Consider the following 16,675-nt stretch of genomic DNA (forward strand, 5'->3'; position numbering starts at 1 on the left):
AAACTCGGCGGGGCCGTCAACGGCATCGAACACGGCCTCCAGAAAAACGAGATCGAGAACAACGCCTACCGGATCGCTCGGGAGACGGACGCCGGTGAGCGGGTCGTCGTCGGCGTCAACCGCTACACGCTCGACGAGGAGGAGCCCTACGAGCCGCTCCGCGTCGACCCCGCCATCGAGAAGCAGCAGGCCGAACGGCTCGCCGCGCTCCGGGCACGGCGGGTTCAGCAGGACGTCGACGACGCGCTCACGGCGTTGCAGAAGGCCGCGGTGGGCGAGGACAACGTGCTGTACCCGATGAAGGACGCGCTGCGCGCCCGCGCGACGGTCGGCGAGGTGTGCAACGCGTTGCGTGAGGTGTGGGGCACCTACATCCCCACCGACGCCTTCTGACCCGAGGGCGTTCAGTCGAGCCCCCGAGCCCGCCTGAACCGTGCCGCGCCGTCCGGCAGGTCCACGATCGGGGCGGGGTAGTCCAGGTCGCCGCGGGCGGCGTCGGAGAGGCGGTCGAGGTGGTGGACCTCGGCGGCGAGGTGGCTCAGTTCGGGCAGCCAGCGGCACGTGTACGCGCCCTGGGGGTCGAACCTGCGGGCCTGGACCTGGGGGTTGAGGACCCGGTTCGGTCGGGTGTCGGTGCCGGTGCCGGCCACCCACTGCCAGTTGAGCTGGTTGTTGGCGATGTCGCCGTCCACCAGCAGGTCCAGGAAGTGCCGGGCGCCCACCCGCCAGTCGATGTAGAGCGTCTTCGTCAGGAAACTGGCCACCAGCAGGCGTGCCCGGTTGTGCATCCAGCCCTCCTCCCTGAGCTGCCGCATGGCCGCGTCGACGAGGGGGTACCCGGTGCGGCCCTCCTGCCAGGCCCTGGTCTCCCGCGCGTTGCTGCGCCAGCGGTCGTGGTGGGTGCGCAGGTCGTGCCGGGCCGCGTCCGGGCGGGCGGCCAGGACCTGGTGGTGGAAGTCCCGCCAGGCGAGTTGGCGGACGAAGCCGTCGGGCCCGGGTCCTTCGTGGCCGCGGGCCCGGTGCAGAACCTCCACGGCCGACAGGCAGCCGAAGTGCAGATAGGGGGAGAACCGGGAGGTCGCGTCGGCGGCGAGGGCGTCGTGCTGGTCGTCGTAGCGGTCCAGCGGTCCTGACAGCCACGCCCGCAGCCTGCGGCGGCCCTCGCTCTCCCCGCCGGTGGGCAGCCCGGGTGACGTGGCGCCCGAGGCCAGGGACGACGCCCGGGGCAGCCCTTCGGAGCGCACCGACGGCACCGGCACCGTACGCGGAGCGGCCTGCACATCCCTTACCGAGAACCGGTCCCACTTGCGGAAATAGGGCGTGAAGACGGTGAAGTGGTCCTTGTCGGCGGGGGTCAGCGCGCCGGGTGGTACGGCGGTCAGCGAGGCGTCGTGGACCTGGAGCCGGCGCCGGTCGGCCTGAAGTGCCGTGCGCAGCCGGTCCTCGCGCCGTGTCGCGTAACGGCTCACGCCGGCGGCGATGTGGACCGCCTCGGCCCGGGTCTGGGCCGCGACCCGGCAGGTCTCCTCGACCACGTCGCCGGACCGCACCACCAGGCGGCCGCCGCGCGCACGCAGCGACGCGTCGAGGTCGGCCAGGCAGTCGGCGAGGAACGCCGCCCGGTTGGGCACGACGAAGCCCGCCCGGCTGATCCCGCTGTCCACCACGAACAGCGGCACCACACGGTCCGCCTCCCGCAGGGCGGCCCGCAGGACCGGGTTGTCGTGCACCCGAAGGTCGGCGGTGAACAGGACGACCGAGACCCGCATGCGTCCTCTCCTCTCTCTGGCTCAGGTCCTCGGGGCGGACTCCGCCGCGGAGGCGATGTTGCGTGCCATGCCGCCGAAGACCGCGGAGTGGAAGGGCGCGACGGCCCACCAGTAGGCATGGCCGGCGATGCCGTGCGGGTGGAACAGGGCCCGCTGCCGGTACACGGTCCGGCCCTGCCGGTCCGGGTCGACGGTCATCTCCAGCCAGGCCAGGCCCGGCAGGCGCATCTCGGCCCGCAGCCGCAGCAGGCGCCCCGGCTCGATCTCCTCGACCCGCCAGAAGTCCAGGCTGTCCCCGACCCGCAGCCGGCTCGCGTCCCTGCGGCCCCTGCGCAGGCCCACGCCGCCGACCAGGGTGTCCAGCCGGCCCCGCACCGACCAGGCCAGCGGGAACGAGTACCAGCCGTGCTCGCCCCCGATCCCCTCGACCACCCGCCAGAGCGCCTGCGGTGACGCCGCCACCGCGCGCTCGCGGTGATCCTCGTAGAGGCTGCCGCCGGCCCAGCCGGGGTCCGTGGGCAGCGGATCGCTCGGGGCCGGGGTGTCGCGGCCGAGGACCACCGGGTGGCCACGTCCATGTCCCGGACCCGTTGCAGCGCCATGCGCAGCGCGTCGTCCAGGGTCACCGGGCCCTGCGGCGGGTCGGGCACGTAGCGAGCGATGTCCCGTTCGGCGCAGACCACCTCGTGCCTGAGCGACTCGACCAGCGGCCGTGCGATGCTGCCCGGCACCGGCGTGACCAGGCCGACCCAGTGGCTGGACAGCCGGGGGGTGAGCAGCAGCACGGGCACGATGATCCGCCGCGGCAGGCCCGCGAGGGCGGCGTACCGCCGCATCATGTCCTGGTAGGTGACGACGTCCGGGCCGCCGATGTCGAAGGTGCGGTTGACGTCGTCCGGCAGCCGTGCGCAGCCCACCAACAGCCGGAGCACGTCCCGGATGGCGATCGGCTGGATACGGGTGCGCACCCAGCTCGGGGTCACCATCACCGGCAGCCGCTCGGTCAGGTAGCGCAGCATCTCGAACGACGCCGAACCCGACCCGATGATCACCGCGGCCCGCAGCACCGCGGTCGGCACCCCCGCGGCCAGCAGGATCCGGCCGACCTCGCTGCGGGACCTCAGGTGCGGCGACAGCTCGTGCTCGGGCACTCCCCGGGGGGTCAGCCCGCCGAGGTAGACGATCCGCCGGATCCCGGCGGCACGCGCCTGCGTGCCGAAGACGTCCGCCGCGCGCCGGTCGGTCTCCTCGAAGCCGCGTCCGGTGCCGAGCGCGTGCACCAGGTAGTACGCGACGTCCATGCCGTCCATCGCGGCGCGCACGGCCGCCTGGTCCGTCACGTCCCCGCGCACCACCTCCACCCGGTCGGCCCACGGGTGGTCGCGTAGCTTGCCGGGGGAACGGGCCAGGCAGCGCACGGCGTGCCCGGCGGCCAGCAGTTCCGGGACCAGCCGGCCGCCGATGTAGCCGGTGGCGCCGGTGACCAGGCACCGCAAGGGTCGGTGGTCGTCGTCGGTCATGCCCCTCGCACCCGCCGTGTCCGGCTCTCCCGCCGTGTCCGGCTCTCCTGCTGCGTCCGGTGTCCGCTGCCGGGCCGGGACGTGGAAGACCTCGTACCGCTCCGGCCCCGTCGCCGTTTCCGCATCCCATGCTTGGGCTCGGCGTGCGCCGACGCAACTCGCAGCGCCCGCCCGCTCGTACCGTTCTCACGCCGGAACCCTTGACATCACCCGGGTGGCCCATAGCGTGGAGCCCCGCACAACATTTCGTACATCGTCCGATACCTCGAACAGACGATGGCGAACAGGCGATGTCGAACAGCGCTTTCGGATCACGATTCGAACCACGGAGGACGGCACCACCCCGTCCCTCCGACGTGCGGAGGACCCTTGGTGATGAACACACCCCTTGGCAGACGGAACTTCCTCGCCGCCGCCGGCGCGCTCACCGCAACCACGACCCTGGCCACCGCGGGCACCGCGACCGCGGCACAGGCCGCCGCCGGCCCCGCCGGCCGACCGGCCGCCGCGGCACCCGTCCGCCCCTTCCCGCTCACCGCGGTCACCCTCCTGGACAGCCCGTTCCGCGACAACCAGCAGCGCAACTCGGCCTATCTGCGCTTCGTCGACATCGATCGGCTGCTGCACACCTTCCGCACCAACGTCGGACTGCCCAGCAGCGCCGAGCCGTGCGGGGGCTGGGAGTCGCCGGACACCGAGCTGCGCGGCCACTCCACCGGCCATCTGCTCTCCGGACTCGCCCTCACCTACGCGGGCACCGGCGACGCGGCGATCCGGGACAAGGGCGCGAAGCTGGTCGCCGCGCTCGCCGAGTGCCAGGCGGCGTCGCCCGACGCGGGCTTCACCACGGGGTACCTCTCCGCGTTCCCGGAGAGCTTCTTCGACCGTCTCGAGGCCGGCACCGGCGTCTGGGCGCCGTACTACACGATCCACAAGATCATGGCCGGTCTCGTCGCCCAGTACCAGCTCGCCGGGAACCACCAGGCCCTGGACGTCGTGCTCCGCCAGGCGGAGTGGGTCGACACGCGCACCGGGAAACTCTCGTACGAGCAGATGCAGCGCGTGCTGGAGACGGAGTTCGGCGGCATGAACGACGTGCTCGCCGACCTGCACGCCCTCACCGGCGACGCCAAGTGGCTCCAGGTCGCCGAGCGCTTCACGCACGCCCGGGTCTTCGACCCGCTGGCCAGGAACGAGGACAGGCTGGCCGGGCTGCACGCCAACACCCAGATCCCCAAGATGGTCGGGGCCCTGCGGCTGTGGGAGGAGGGCCTGCCGGACCGCTACCGCTCGATCGCCGAGAACTTCTGGCAGATCGTCACCGACCACCACACCTACGTCATCGGCGGCAACAGCAACGGCGAGGCCTTCCACGAACCGGACGTCATCGCCGGCGAGCTGTCCAACGGCACCTGCGAGAACTGCAACAGCTACAACATGCTCAAGCTGACCCGGCTGCTGCACTTCCACACCCCGGACCGCACCGACCTGCTCGACTACTACGAGCGGACCCTGCTCAACCAGATGCTCGGCGAGCAGGACCCGGACTCCGCGCACGGCTTCAACATCTACTACACGGGCCTGATCCCCGGCGCGTTCAAGCAGCAGCCGTCCTTCATGGGCCCGGACCCGACCATGTACTCGACGGACTACGACAACTTCTCGTGCGACCACGGTTCGGGCATGGAGACCCAGGCCAAGTTCGCCGACACCGTCTACGCGCACGGCGCGGACCAGCTGCTCGTCAACCTCTTCATACCCTCCCGGGTCGAGTGGCGGGAGGCCGGCATCACCTGGCAGCAGACCACGCGCTTCCCCGACGAGACCGCGACGACCCTGACGGTCACCGCCGGGACGGCCACCCACGCCCTGAAGGTCCGCATCCCGTCCTGGGCCTCGGACGCCCGGGCCACGCTCAACGGACAGGCCCTCCCCGACCGTCCGGCGCCCGGCAGCTGGCTGACGGTGCAGCGCCGCTGGCGCACCGGCGACGTCGTCAAGGTGTCGCTGCCCATGCGCACGGTCATCGAAGCGACCCCCGACGACCCCGACGTCCAGGCGGTGCTGCACGGACCGGTCGTGCTCGCCGGCGCCTACGGCGACCGGGCGGGCGCCACGATGCCGCGCCTGGACACCGCCTCCGTACGCCAGGAGTCCCAGGACCCGCTGCGCTTCACCGCACGCGCCGACGACGAGGACGTGACGCTGCTGCCGATCGCCCGCGTGCACCACCAGCACTACACGGTGTACTGGCTGACCGGCGAGCCCCCGCCGCCGCCACCCGAGTTCGCGGCCTGGCACCGCTTCGACGAGACGTCGGGCAGCACGGCGGCCGACGCCACCGGCAACGGCAAGACCGCACACCTGGTCGGCGGCGCCGCGTGGCTGGCAGCCGGGCAGACCGGCGGCGCGGTGACGCTGGACGGCACCGACGGCCATGTCGCCCTGGCCGACGACCTGCTCGCCGGCGCCTCCGCCTACTCCCTCGCCGGCTGGGTCAGGCTCGACGGCCAGCCGGACGCCTGGACCCGGATCTTCGACATCGGCAGCGGCACCACCGCCAACCTGTTCCTGACGCCGTGCAGCGACACCGGTACCCTCCGGTACGCCATCACCGTCGGCGGCGGCGGCGCGGAACAACGCATCGACGCCGACCCGCTGCCCACCGACCGCTGGGTGCACGTCGCGGTGACCTACGGCGCCGGCACCGCCGTCCTCTACGTCGACGGCGCCGAAGCAGGCCGCAACACGGCCGTCACCGTGGAACCGAAGCACTTCGGCAACCACATGCGCTCCGCGTACCTCGGCAGGTCGCAGTACCCCGACCCCTATCTGAAGGGGGCGCTCGACGACTTCCGGGTGTACGGCAGGACGCTCAGCGGCACCGAGGTCGCGGCGCTTGCGGCACCGACGACCGGCTAGCCGAGGCCGCCCGCGCGCCGGCTCGCCCGCACGGATGCCGTGCGGGGCGTGCCGGGCACGCGGCGGCGCCCGCCGGGGAAGGCCCGGTCCCGGGCGGGGCGCCCGGGTGGCCCGTCATCGCGCCACGCGCTTCAGGCCCCGCACCGCCGGGATCGCCAGCAGCAGGGCGCAGGCGACGAACGCCATGGACGCGGAGACGCACAGCAGCGGCACCGTCCCCGTGACGATCGCGAGCGGCCCCGCCACCGCCTGCCCGACCGGCTTCATCACCAGCGAGCCGGCCGCGTCGTACGCGTGCACCCTGCCGAGCACGTCCTGCGGGATGTGCGTCTGCACGCTCGTGTGGAACATGACGATCCAGAACGCCTGGCCCACGCCGCTCGCCCCGTAGCACAGGGCGACGAACGGCGCGGGGAGGCCGAGGGCGACCCCCAGCGGCATGAGGGACCAGGGGATCATGGAGAGGGCGCCGGCCCGGAGCGGATACCGCGGGCGGAGCCTGATCGCGACGATTCCGCCCAGCACGCTGCCCGCCCCGAGGGACGACATGACCAGGCCGAACGTCGATGCCCCGTAGTCGGTGACGAGGGTGCTGTTGCCGAGGGTCATGGTGGGGCCGGCGCCGGCCAGCTGCCAGAGCATGAAGACGACGATGACGCTCCACAGCCAGGTCCTGGCCCGGAACTCCCGCCAGCCCTCGGCGAGATCGGCCCGGAACGACGTCACGCCGCTTCGCCCCGCCGGACCCATCGGGACCGAGCGGAGCAGGAACAGGCAGGTGCCGCTGACCCCGTAGGTCACGGCGTCGAGGGCGACCACCGACGCGGGTGAGGAAACCACCAACAGCAGGCCGGCCAGCGAAGGACCGATCACGGCGGTGATGGACTCCGAGACACGGAGGGTGCCGACCGCCTTCTGTACGTCCCGGGCGATGCGCGGGGTGATGCTGGCGACCCCCGGCTGGAATATCGCGCTACCCGCCCCGACCAGGGCCAGCAGCACCAGGATCTGCCACAGCCGCGGCGTACCCAGCAGGAACAGCAGCGCGAGCACCGTCTGGAAGCACAGTCGGACGGTGTCCGAGACGACCATCAGCCGGCGGGCGCCGAAGCGGTCGGACAGCACCCCGCCGAAGATGATCAGTGCGGCGAACGGCGCCACCAGCGCGGCCAGCGCGTAGCCCACCCCGCTCGCTCCGTACCCCGCCCGGAGCACGGCGGCCGTGATGGCGACCGGGAGCATCGCGTCGCCCAGCAGCGAAGTGGTGCGGGCGGTGAAGAACAGCCGGAAGTCCGCCGTCCACAGCGGCGGATCGGACGAGGTCCCCTTGACTTGCCTGTCACGGGCCACGTCCGAGCCAGCCACCGCACACCGCCCCACTTGTGCCATTGATCCAGACCAAGGCGCAGTGTCATGCCCCGGCCGGGCCCCGGTCAACGGAATTTGTCCCGCGAGCCCGGCGCCCGATCACCGGCCGGCCGCAGGCCCCGGCCCACCCCGCACGGACATCCGTCCAGGGCGAACCGGGGCGCACGGCACCCAACTGCCGTGCGGGATGCGGATCAGGTCGTCGTGCAGACGGTTCCGTTGAGCCGGAACACCGTGGGCGGCGGGTTGGCGCCGTTGTTCGCGGCGGTGAAGCCGAAGGACACCGAGTTACCGCCGTTGGCGGCCAGCTCGCCGTTCCAGTCCACGGGGGTGGCCACGTTGGTCTCCCCCTGCTTGGTGATGTTCGCGTTCCAGAAGCCGGTGATCGACTCGCTGGTGGTCGGGAACGCGAAGGAGAGCGACCAGCCCGTGATCGGACTCGGGCCGGTGTTGGTGACGCTCACCTCGGCGTTGAAGCCGTTGCCCCACCCGCCGAGCACCCGGTACGACACCTTGCAGGTCGAGTCGGCGGGCGTGCCGGTGCGCACCGTCACCGGCGCTGAGGAACGCGAGAGGTGTCCGTTCGCGTCGCGGGCCAGCACGTTCCAGGTGAAGGTGGAGCCCGGCGTCAGGTTGTACACGGTCGCCGAGGTGCCGGTGGTGGTGGCCAGCAGCTCGCTGGTGGTGCCCACCTGCCGGTAGATCTCGTAGCGGTCGACGGTGCCGCCGGTCGAGGGCGACCACGACACGGTGGCCGAGGTGTCGCCGGCCGCGGTCACCTTGGGTGCTCCCGGCGCGCTCAGCGCGGAGCCGGTGCCGGACTTCGGGTGCAGCGTGACGGTGGTGATGGAGTACGGCGGCAGCGTCTGGGTGGTGGCGTCGCCCGTGCTGGTCTCGATCGAGGTGCCCTGGTCACGGTAGGTGGCGACGGTCGCCGACGACCCGCTCGGGGTGAACCCCTGGTAGTCCAGGGCGACGGTCTGCGCCGCCGACGGGTCCTTGTTGATCAGCATCACGCTCAGGTCGCCGTTGGCCCGGTGCACCGCGTGCGCGGCCACCTGCTTGCTGCTCGAACCGGCGCCGACGAGCTGGTCACCGGGGCGGCCGAGCTGGCTGAGCATCTGGATCCCGTAGTACGGCGGGAACGGCGTGTTCAGCGCCGGCTCGCACCCCGCGTCGGTGCAGCCGCCGCTGGAGAGCAGGCCCATGTCGCCGTAGTCGGTGGAACCGTTGGGACCGGCGCCGATGGTGCCCACGCCGTTGTGGGTGTTCCACCAGTCGACGGTGAAGACCCCGTTGCTCAGCGCGGTGGCGTAGGTGTCCGCGGCGAACAGCGCGTTGGCCTGGGTGTCCATGAACGCGTTGCCGTTGGTCTCGGTCAGCGCGATCGGCATGTCACCCGCGCCGGCCGCGTGGAGCTGGTCGCGCAGCTGCTGGAGTTCGCCGCCGAGCTGCGAGGAGGGGGTGTCGAGCATCTGGTCGGCGCTGGAGCCGCCCGGGTACCAGTGCACGATCACGAAGTCGGCCTTGCCGGCGATGATCGGGATGACCGTGTGGTTCCAGTCCGCCGTGTCCGACCCGCCGAGCACTCCGTCGGGCCAGTTGCCGGGGGTGGTCAGGACCGCGCCGACCTTGATGGTGGGATCCACGGCCTTCATCGCCGTGATGTAGTCGACCATGTTGTGCGCGTACGCGGCGGGGGACTTGTCGGCGTGCTCGTCGGCTTCCCAGCCGCTGCCGTAGTAGCCGTTGCCGTACAGCTCGTTGCCGACTTCCCAGTACTTGGCGCCGTAGCCCTTGGTGACGTTGGCGTACTCGACCCAGTCGGCGGCCTCCTGCGGGGTGCCGGAGCCGTAGTCGGCGATCAGGATGGGCTGGGCGCCGATCTTCTTGACGCTGCCCATGAAGGCGTCGAAGTCGGTACCGGGTGCCACGTAGCCACCCGGGGCGGTGTTGGTCTTCCAGTGGTAGATGTCCCCGTAGGAGCCGCCGGGGTAGCGCAGCATCCCGACATTGGCGGCCTTGAGCAGGTCCTGCGTCGTCGAGGAGTTCATCTCCGCGTCCCACACCGCGCTGTTGAGCCCGTACGCGGTGTCGGGGATGGTGCCCAGGCCCTCGCCCGCGTTGACGGTGACGTCCACGGCGGCGGTCGAGCCGGCCGCCTCCGCCTGCACCGCCTGAGCCTGCACCGCCCCGCCGGCGGTCAGCAGCGCGGCGCCGAGAGCGGCGGCCGAGAGCGCGGCGACGAGACGTGGACGCCAGGGTCTCCAACGGGTGGATGGCACAGGTCGCATGGAGCTCACCTTCCGGTAGGCGGATGACTGCGAGAGATCTCGAAGAGGGTGCGGAGCGAGAGGTGCGAAGCGAGTTCGACGAGCGTTCGACCCACGAGATCTGGGAGCGCTCCCACAGGGTCAGGGGGGAAGGGGACCTTGTCAACATGTCGCGTTCATCACGGTGTTGGACCCGGGCACCCCGCCCCCGTCAACCGCCCTCCGACTCCCCCAGCCCCTCGGTCTCCCCGAGCTCCTCGATCTCCTCCAGCCCCTCGGCCTCCCCGAGATCCTCCGTGGAGACGACGTTGTCCCGCACGATCAGCCGCCAGTGGTCGTCGTACTCCTCACCCTGCGCATCGATCTCGCCGTTCAACACATGGTCGAAGGTGAACTCGACGAAGTACGCAGCGACGTCGGCCGAAGCACGGGAAGCGGCTGCGCCGGGGGCGAGGAAGTGGTCGACGAGGTACGCCATCCAGTCGTCCCCGTAGGAGAACTTCTCCGCGCCGTTCCACTCTCCCCCACTGCCTCAACGGCGTGGGTGGTACCCCCAGCCGTACCGTCGTCCGTCGGCTCCCACTTGCACCACAGCCCCGGCTGCCCCTCGGGCGGCTCGTTGTACTCGACGATGTCCGGGTCATGCCCCTGCCCCGCGTAGCCGGTGCCGTCGACGTAGTACGGACCCTTGCCGCGCCGCATGCGGCGGCTGTCGGCGAACTTCCTCAAGTACGCGATCTCCGCCTCGTTCAGCGGCGGCGGGACGGCGATCCGTCCGGTGAACTCCGTGGTGTAACCCATGGCGCGCACGGTAACCGTGCGCACTGACAGCGAGCGCGGCGGCGGACGCGGGCCGACGAGGACGGTTGAACCAGACGCGCACCGCCACCCCACCTTCCGATCAGACCAACAGATTCAGACACTCCACAAATCTCGAGGAGATCGAAAGCAACAAACATTGACACGAACCATCAGGGGGCTTACTTTCCGGTCCAGACCATCATCCGACCCATCGAACAGCGCGTGAACTCCACGACGGACAGGCCGCTTTCGGCCTGTGCCCCACACCCCGGGAGCCCCATGATGCGCAATCAGAGACCCCCTGCCGGCAAGGGCGACGCCCTTTCCGGTGCCGCGGCCCACGCGGTGCGCCGCGTTCGTAGAGCCCTGTTGTCCGCCGCGGCCGTTCTCGGACTGCTGCTCGGCGCACTGATCACGCTGCCCGGTGCCGCGCAGGCCGCCGACCCGCTGCCGTGTGACATCTACGGCAGCGCCGGCACCCCGTGCGTCGCCGCGCACAGCACCGTGCGTGCCCTGATCTCCTCCTACAACGGACCGTTGTACCAGGTCACCCGCGCCTCGGACGGGGCCAGGACCGACATCGGGCTGCTGTCGCAGGGGGGTTACGCCAACGCCGCCGCGCAGGACTCCTTCTGCAACGACACCACGTGCAGCATCAGCAAGGTCTACGACCAGACCACCCGCCACAACGACCTCCTCCCGGGCCCGGCCGGCACCGCCGGGGGCGTCGACCGCGGTGCCGACGCGAGTGAGATCTCGGTGACCGCCGGCGGCCACAAGGTATACGGGATCTGGGTCTCGCCGGGCGTCGGCTACCGCTACACCGGGCGGGCCTCCGGTGTCGCCGTCGACGGCCAGGCGGAGGGCGCCTACATGGTGGCCAGCGGCACCCACGTCGGGTCGGACTGCTGCTTCGACTACGGCAACGCGGAGAGCACCCCGGCGGACACCGGCAACGGCCACATGGACGCCGTCAGCATCGCCACCACCTGCTACTTCGCCCCGTGCACCGGCTCCGGGCCATGGGTGGAGGCCGACCTGGAGAACGGCATGTTCCAGGGCGACAACGGCTCCAACACCGCGAACCTCGGCAACAACAGCACGTACGTCACCGCCGTCCTGAAGAACAACGGCCAGACGACCTACGCGCTCAAGGGCGGCAACTCGCAGAGCGGTGGCCTGACGACCTGGTGGGACGGCGGCCTGCCCACCCGGGGCGGCTACAAGCCGATGCAGCAGGAGGGCGGGATCATCCTGGGCACCGGCGGTGACAACAGCAACCGGAACCGGGGCACCTTCTTCGAGGGCGTGATGGTCTCGGGCTACCCGACGGACGCCGCCGAGAACGCCGTGCAGGCCAACATCGTCTCGGTGGGCTACTCGGGCGAGACGAACGTCCCCAACGGCCCGCAGAGCACCATCAAGGGCCCGGGCGGCAAGTGCGTCGACGTCGACGGCGACGACACCGGCACCAACCTCACCGCCGTCCAGCTCTGGGACTGCCAGAACTGGGCCGAGGACCAGTTCTGGCACCACCACGCCAACGGCTCCCTGAGCACCATCGGCCGCTGCCTCGACATCAACGGCAACGGCACCGCCAACGGCACCCAGGTGGAGCTCTGGGACTGCAACGGCGTGGGCGGCCAGGTGTGGCAGCAGCGCTCCGACGGCTCCCTGTACAACCCGCAGTCCGGCCGCTGCCTGGACTCCCCCAGCGGGGCCACCGCCAACGGCACCCGGTTGCAGATCTGGGACTGCAACGGCTCTGCCGCACAGAAGTTCACCCTGGGCTAGGCCCCATCCGGCGGGTGGTCCAGCGGGTCACCCCGTACGCCCGGCCGGCCGTCCGGAACACCCGTGGACGGCCGGCCGGAAGCACGCGTGCCGCGCTGACGCGGTGCCGGGTACGCCGTACGCTGGGTCGCCGTGCGTGATGCCGAGGCGACCCGAGGTGATCGTCGATGATCCGACAGTCGTTGTACCGCACCGTCGTTGCGGGACTGACCGCCGTGGCCGCCGTGGTGGGCCTCGCCGGCGTGACGGGCCCCGCGCGGGCCGCGGCGCCGCAGCGCACCCCGGTGGTGCTCTTTCCGGCCTATCACCTCACCAGGCTCGAGGTGACGGTGGACGGCCAGACCACGGCGCCGCACTGCCCCCGCTCCGGCAGCTTCGCCTTCTGGTACCAGAACGACCGGCCCAGCACCGCCTTCAGCCAGGCCTGCCAGGACGAGCTGCTGACGCTGCGGTACGACCCCGACCCGGCGAAGCCGATGCCCCGGCGGTTCTCCGAGCAGCCCGGGGTGCGGGTGCGGATCGTCGACTACGGGCGGACGCGGAGCGCGCCGTTCTACGAGCCGATGTACCGCACGCTGGAGTCCGCCGGCTACGTGCGCGACAAGGACATCCGGGTCGCCGGCTACGACGCCCGGCTCACCCCGGACATGGGCGGGTTCCTCCAGCGCACCGAGCGGCTCGTCGAGGACACCTACCGGGCGAACGGCAACCGTCCGGTCCAGCTCGTCGGCCACTCCAACGGACCGGTCTACGCGCAGTACCTGCTGACGCACACCTCACGGGCCTGGCGGCAGAAGTACCTGCACGGCTTCACCCCGATCGCGGGCAACTTCCCCGGCCAGGGGCTGCTGTACGCCGTGCTGTTCACCGGCCTGGACATCCAGGACTTCGGCTACCCGGCGACCGCGGCCGACGCCGCCGTCAGCGCGCGGCGGTACCTGACGACACCGTCGACGTATCTGAGCGCGTCGGACCCGGAGGTGTTCGGCGACCGGGAGACGGTGATCGAGGACGCCTCGACCGGCCGCAGCTACACGCCGCGTGACTATCCGGCGCTGTTCGCCGACGCCCACCTGCCGTACGCGAAGCAGATCGCCGACCACTACCTCGGATTCGTACCGTTCACCGATCCCGGCTCCTTCCCCGACGTCGACGTCTCCGCGGAGAAGGGGTCGGGGGTGTCCACCGTCGTCGGCGCCCGGCTGCCGGACCTCACCGCGGGACAGCTCGTCGCCCCGGACCGGTTCCTCACCCGCGACGGCGACGGCAACCAGGAGGACCTCACCAACGAGGCGGTGCTGGCCTGGCGGGCCATGCCGTGCCACCGCTTCACCCTCACCGACAACCCGGGCGTGGACCACTTCGCCCTGCCCGGCGACCCGAACGTGCTCGGCAGGCTGCTCACCGACCTCGCCCGGGAGCGCTCGCACTGCGGATGCGGATAGCGCGAGCGCACGCGGGCCGTCCGTGGGGCTCCTTCGGTCAGGGCGTGGCGAGTAGCCGGCTCCAGGTGTTGGACGCGACGACGCCGTCCGCCGGCAGGCCGCCGGCCGTCTGGAAGGCCTTCACCGCGGAGGCGGTGAGGGAACCGAAGACGCCGTCGGCGGTGAGGGAGCTGCCGTGCAGGTTCAGCAGCCGCTGGGCCGCGGTCACCGCTGCGCCCGAGCTGCCGTTGCGGCGCGGCGGCACCAGCAGTTCCCAGGTGGTGGCTCCGGCGACACCGTCCACGGTGAGCCCGGCGGCCTTCTGGAAGTCCTCCACCGCCGAGGCGGTGGCCGGCCCGAAGTCACCGTCGACGCCGAGGGACCGGCCTGTCTGCGTGAGCAGGTATTGCAGGGCGCGGACGTTCTCACCGTCGGTGCCCTGGCCGAGCGACGGCCAGACGCGACCGCCGGGGTCCACCTCGGCGGCGACGTCGAGCCGCAGCTGGGGCAGCATGCCGTAGAGGACGTCGCCGGGGCAGTCGGTGGTGGACAGGAAGTCCCGGTGGCCGTAGATCTCCGAGGCGCTGAGCCCGTACTGCCAGCAGATGTACGCGCACATGCCGGTGAGCGCGCCGTAGAGCACCGCCGGGGGCGCCTCGGTCATGTAGGTGCCGTTGTTCTCGATGCCGATGGCGGAGCTGTTCTGCCCGGGGCAGTGCGCACCGACGACCATGTTGCTGCCGGCCTTCAGCCGTTCCAGGCTGCGGTGGCGACCTTCCATGATCACGCCGCTGCGGCTGATGGTGAAGTGCTGGCCGGAGTCGATCCAGCCGTTGTGGTCGATGTGCAGGTCCTGGATCTCCTTGGCGATGGCGAACGAATCCGCCTGCGTGGCATCCGGGGTGTTGGGGAAGTCGGTGTGGTGCACCAGGATCTTGTTCGGGTTGTTGCCGGCCAGGCTCACCGCCGAGGTGGGCGGCCGGGCGTTCCAGGCCGTGCAGTCGAAGATCTCGGGCGTGCCGGGGGCGGCGTGCGCCGGGGTGACGCTGAGGACTTCGAAACCGGTACCGACGCCGATGGCGACGGCACCGGCGAGGAAGGCGCGCCGGGGCAGGGCTGGTGTCATGTCAGCTCCGTGAAACGGGAGGGGCTGATGCGAGAACCGTGCTGTTTGTGGTGCCGACGTGAAGGTATCCGGGCCGGGGCCCACCGCGATAGGTCCGGCGGCGCGTTTTTACGTCAACGGGCAGGTTGTCATGGATATTTGATGCCCTGTCGGGAAGATCGGCGGCGATTCCGGGCGCGGCGGGCCGAGGCGGTTCCCCGCGTCGTCGGCGAGGTCGCTCCGGCCCCTCGCTGAGGCTGCTCCGGTTCCCTCAGGTGCCCGGCGAGCCCTCCGGCACCATCGGGGGGTCGACGGGTGCCGCCAGGGCGGGGCGGAGCACGGCGCGGACCACCTTCGGCGCGAACAGGGCGGTGACCGGCGACGTGAGCGTCAGGACGGCGCGGAAGGCCTCGCCCACCACCGGGTCGCCGGGGTAGCGCTCCTGGATGCGTCGCAGGTACCAGCCGGTGGCGCGGTCCACGGCCCGCGGCGCGAGTGCGTTCCCCGTCGCGCCCGGCATCGCCTTGTCCGTCACGGCCGAGATGTCCCAGGCCTGCCGGGAGACGGCGAGCAGTGCCCGCTGCACCCGGCGCGTCGTCGGGGTGCGACGGGGGTCGGCCAGCGCGTCCCTTAGCGCGACGGCGCTCATGGCGGCGACCGAGACGCCCTGCCCGTAGACCGGGTTGAACGTGCACAGCGCGTCGCCGATCGCCAGGAAGCCCGCGGGCCGCCGGCCCGGCAGGTCGTAGCGGCGCCGTACGTTCGCGGTCTGCCGGAAGCCGAACACCGGCGACAGCGGCTCGGCGGTGCTCAGCCACTGGTGCACGAACGGGTGCGGCAGCTTCTTCGCGTACGCCACGAACTCGTCCTGGTCCGTGGGCGGCTGGTCCCCGCGCAGTCCGGCGAGGGTCGCGGTGTAGCGCCCGTCCTCCATCGGCAGCAGGAGGCCCCCGTAGAGCTGCCTCGGATTCATGATCACGTAGAAGCCGAGGAAGTCGGTGCCGAGGGCGGCGCTCGGGTCGCGGTAGATGCGGGTGGCGTAGGCGAGGCCGGCGTCGATGACCTCCTCGGGCGCGCCCTCGGCGCCCAGCGCCGAGAGCCACTGGCCGGCCTTCGTGCCGCGCCCGGAGGCGTCCACGACCAGGTCGGCCGCCAGGTGCCGCGCCGCGCGCCCGGTGCCGTCGCCGCGCTTGCCCAGGAGCACCCCGCACACCCGGGAGGCGTCCCCCGACAGGCCGGTGACCTGTGCTCCCTCGATCACGGTGATGCTCTGGTCGGCGAGCACCCGCCGGCGTACCAGGTGTTCGAGCTGGACGCGTGAGCCGCTGTAGATGTACGCGCTCGCGGGCAGCCGCCGCAGCCAGCGGCCGTCCTGCCACTGCACCACGTCCGCCGGCAGGCCCACCCGTGGTGCGCCCGCCGCGCGCAGCTCGTCCATGAACCCGGGCAGCAGCACGTCGAGGGCGTCCTGGCCGCCCTCCAGCAGGACATGCGGATGACGGCTCTGCGGAACCCCGGAGCGCGGCTCGGGTCCCTCGGGGAGCCGGTCGCGCTCGACGATGGTCACCCGGTCGACGAACCCGGCGAGGACCCGGGCGGTGAGCAGCCCGGCGACGCTCGCCCCGACGACCACCGCGTGCCGCTGCCGCGCGCCGGCCGATCCCCGGGTGTCCGCCTTCGGTGCATCGATCACGTCATC

General features: G+C 71.7%; 10 protein-coding genes and 1 pseudogene. 4 read left to right on the plus strand and 7 right to left on the minus strand.

Features of this window, described 5'->3' with window-relative positions; translation table 11 throughout:
• Window positions 1-393: methylmalonyl-CoA mutase family protein (locus NQO67_RS17905; RefSeq protein ID WP_255951037.1), on the plus strand; the 393-nt coding region annotated here is incomplete at its 5' end.
• A gap of 11 nt (window positions 394-404) precedes the next feature.
• Here NQO67_RS17905 and NQO67_RS17910 read toward each other — a convergent pair.
• Both NQO67_RS17910 and NQO67_RS17915 read right to left on the minus strand, forming a co-directional pair.
• On the minus strand, window positions 405-1,769 hold the full coding sequence (locus NQO67_RS17910; RefSeq protein WP_255951038.1) for a cryptochrome/photolyase family protein: 1,365 nt from the start codon (window positions 1,767-1,769) through the stop codon (window positions 405-407).
• 21 nt (window positions 1,770-1,790) lie between these two features.
• Window positions 1,791-3,289: pseudogene (locus tag NQO67_RS17915) on the minus strand (SDR family oxidoreductase).
• 375 nt (window positions 3,290-3,664) lie between these two features.
• On the opposite strand from NQO67_RS17915, the gene NQO67_RS17920 reads away from it, so the two are divergent.
• A complete protein-coding gene (locus NQO67_RS17920) occupies window positions 3,665-6,211 on the plus strand; it encodes a glycoside hydrolase family 127 protein (RefSeq protein ID WP_255951039.1) in 2,547 nt (848 codons plus the stop codon).
• A gap of 114 nt (window positions 6,212-6,325) precedes the next feature.
• Here NQO67_RS17920 and NQO67_RS17925 read toward each other — a convergent pair whose 3' ends face one another.
• From NQO67_RS17925 to NQO67_RS17935, 3 genes are all read right to left on the minus strand, one after another.
• Window positions 6,326-7,576, minus strand: coding sequence for an MFS transporter (locus NQO67_RS17925; protein WP_255951040.1), 1,251 nt, complete (start codon window positions 7,574-7,576; stop codon window positions 6,326-6,328).
• Window positions 7,577-7,773: 197 nt separating this feature from the next.
• Window positions 7,774-9,873 (minus strand): cellulose binding domain-containing protein, encoded by a 2,100-nt coding sequence (locus NQO67_RS17930; protein WP_255951041.1) that lies wholly within the window; start codon window positions 9,871-9,873, stop codon window positions 7,774-7,776.
• 190 nt (window positions 9,874-10,063) lie between these two features.
• Window positions 10,064-10,330, minus strand: a complete 267-nt coding sequence (locus NQO67_RS17935) for a hypothetical protein (protein ID WP_255951042.1) — start codon at window positions 10,328-10,330, stop codon at window positions 10,064-10,066.
• 605 nt (window positions 10,331-10,935) lie between these two features.
• On the opposite strand from NQO67_RS17935, the gene NQO67_RS17940 reads away from it, so the two are divergent.
• Both NQO67_RS17940 and NQO67_RS17945 read left to right on the plus strand, forming a co-directional pair.
• Complete coding sequence (locus NQO67_RS17940; RefSeq protein WP_255951043.1) at window positions 10,936-12,447, plus strand: arabinofuranosidase catalytic domain-containing protein; 1,512 nt, start codon at window positions 10,936-10,938, stop codon at window positions 12,445-12,447.
• Between the two features lie 167 nt (window positions 12,448-12,614).
• Entirely contained in the window at window positions 12,615-13,892 is a 1,278-nt protein-coding gene (locus NQO67_RS17945; RefSeq protein WP_255951044.1) for a lipase/acyltransferase domain-containing protein, read from the plus strand.
• 37 nt (window positions 13,893-13,929) lie between these two features.
• On the opposite strand, the gene NQO67_RS17950 is transcribed toward NQO67_RS17945, so the two are convergent.
• Together NQO67_RS17950 and NQO67_RS17955 are read right to left on the minus strand one after the other, a co-directional pair.
• Window positions 13,930-14,997: a peptidoglycan recognition protein family protein gene (locus NQO67_RS17950; RefSeq protein WP_255951045.1), complete on the minus strand. Its 1,068-nt coding sequence runs from the start codon at window positions 14,995-14,997 to the stop codon at window positions 13,930-13,932.
• A gap of 250 nt (window positions 14,998-15,247) precedes the next feature.
• Entirely contained in the window at window positions 15,248-16,669 is a 1,422-nt protein-coding gene (locus NQO67_RS17955) for an FAD-dependent oxidoreductase (protein ID WP_255951046.1), read from the minus strand.
• Window positions 16,670-16,675: the final 6 nt, after the last annotated feature.

The organism is Streptomyces odontomachi, from assembly GCF_024435355.1.
GTDB lineage: Bacteria > Actinomycetota > Actinomycetes > Streptomycetales > Streptomycetaceae > Streptomyces > Streptomyces odontomachi.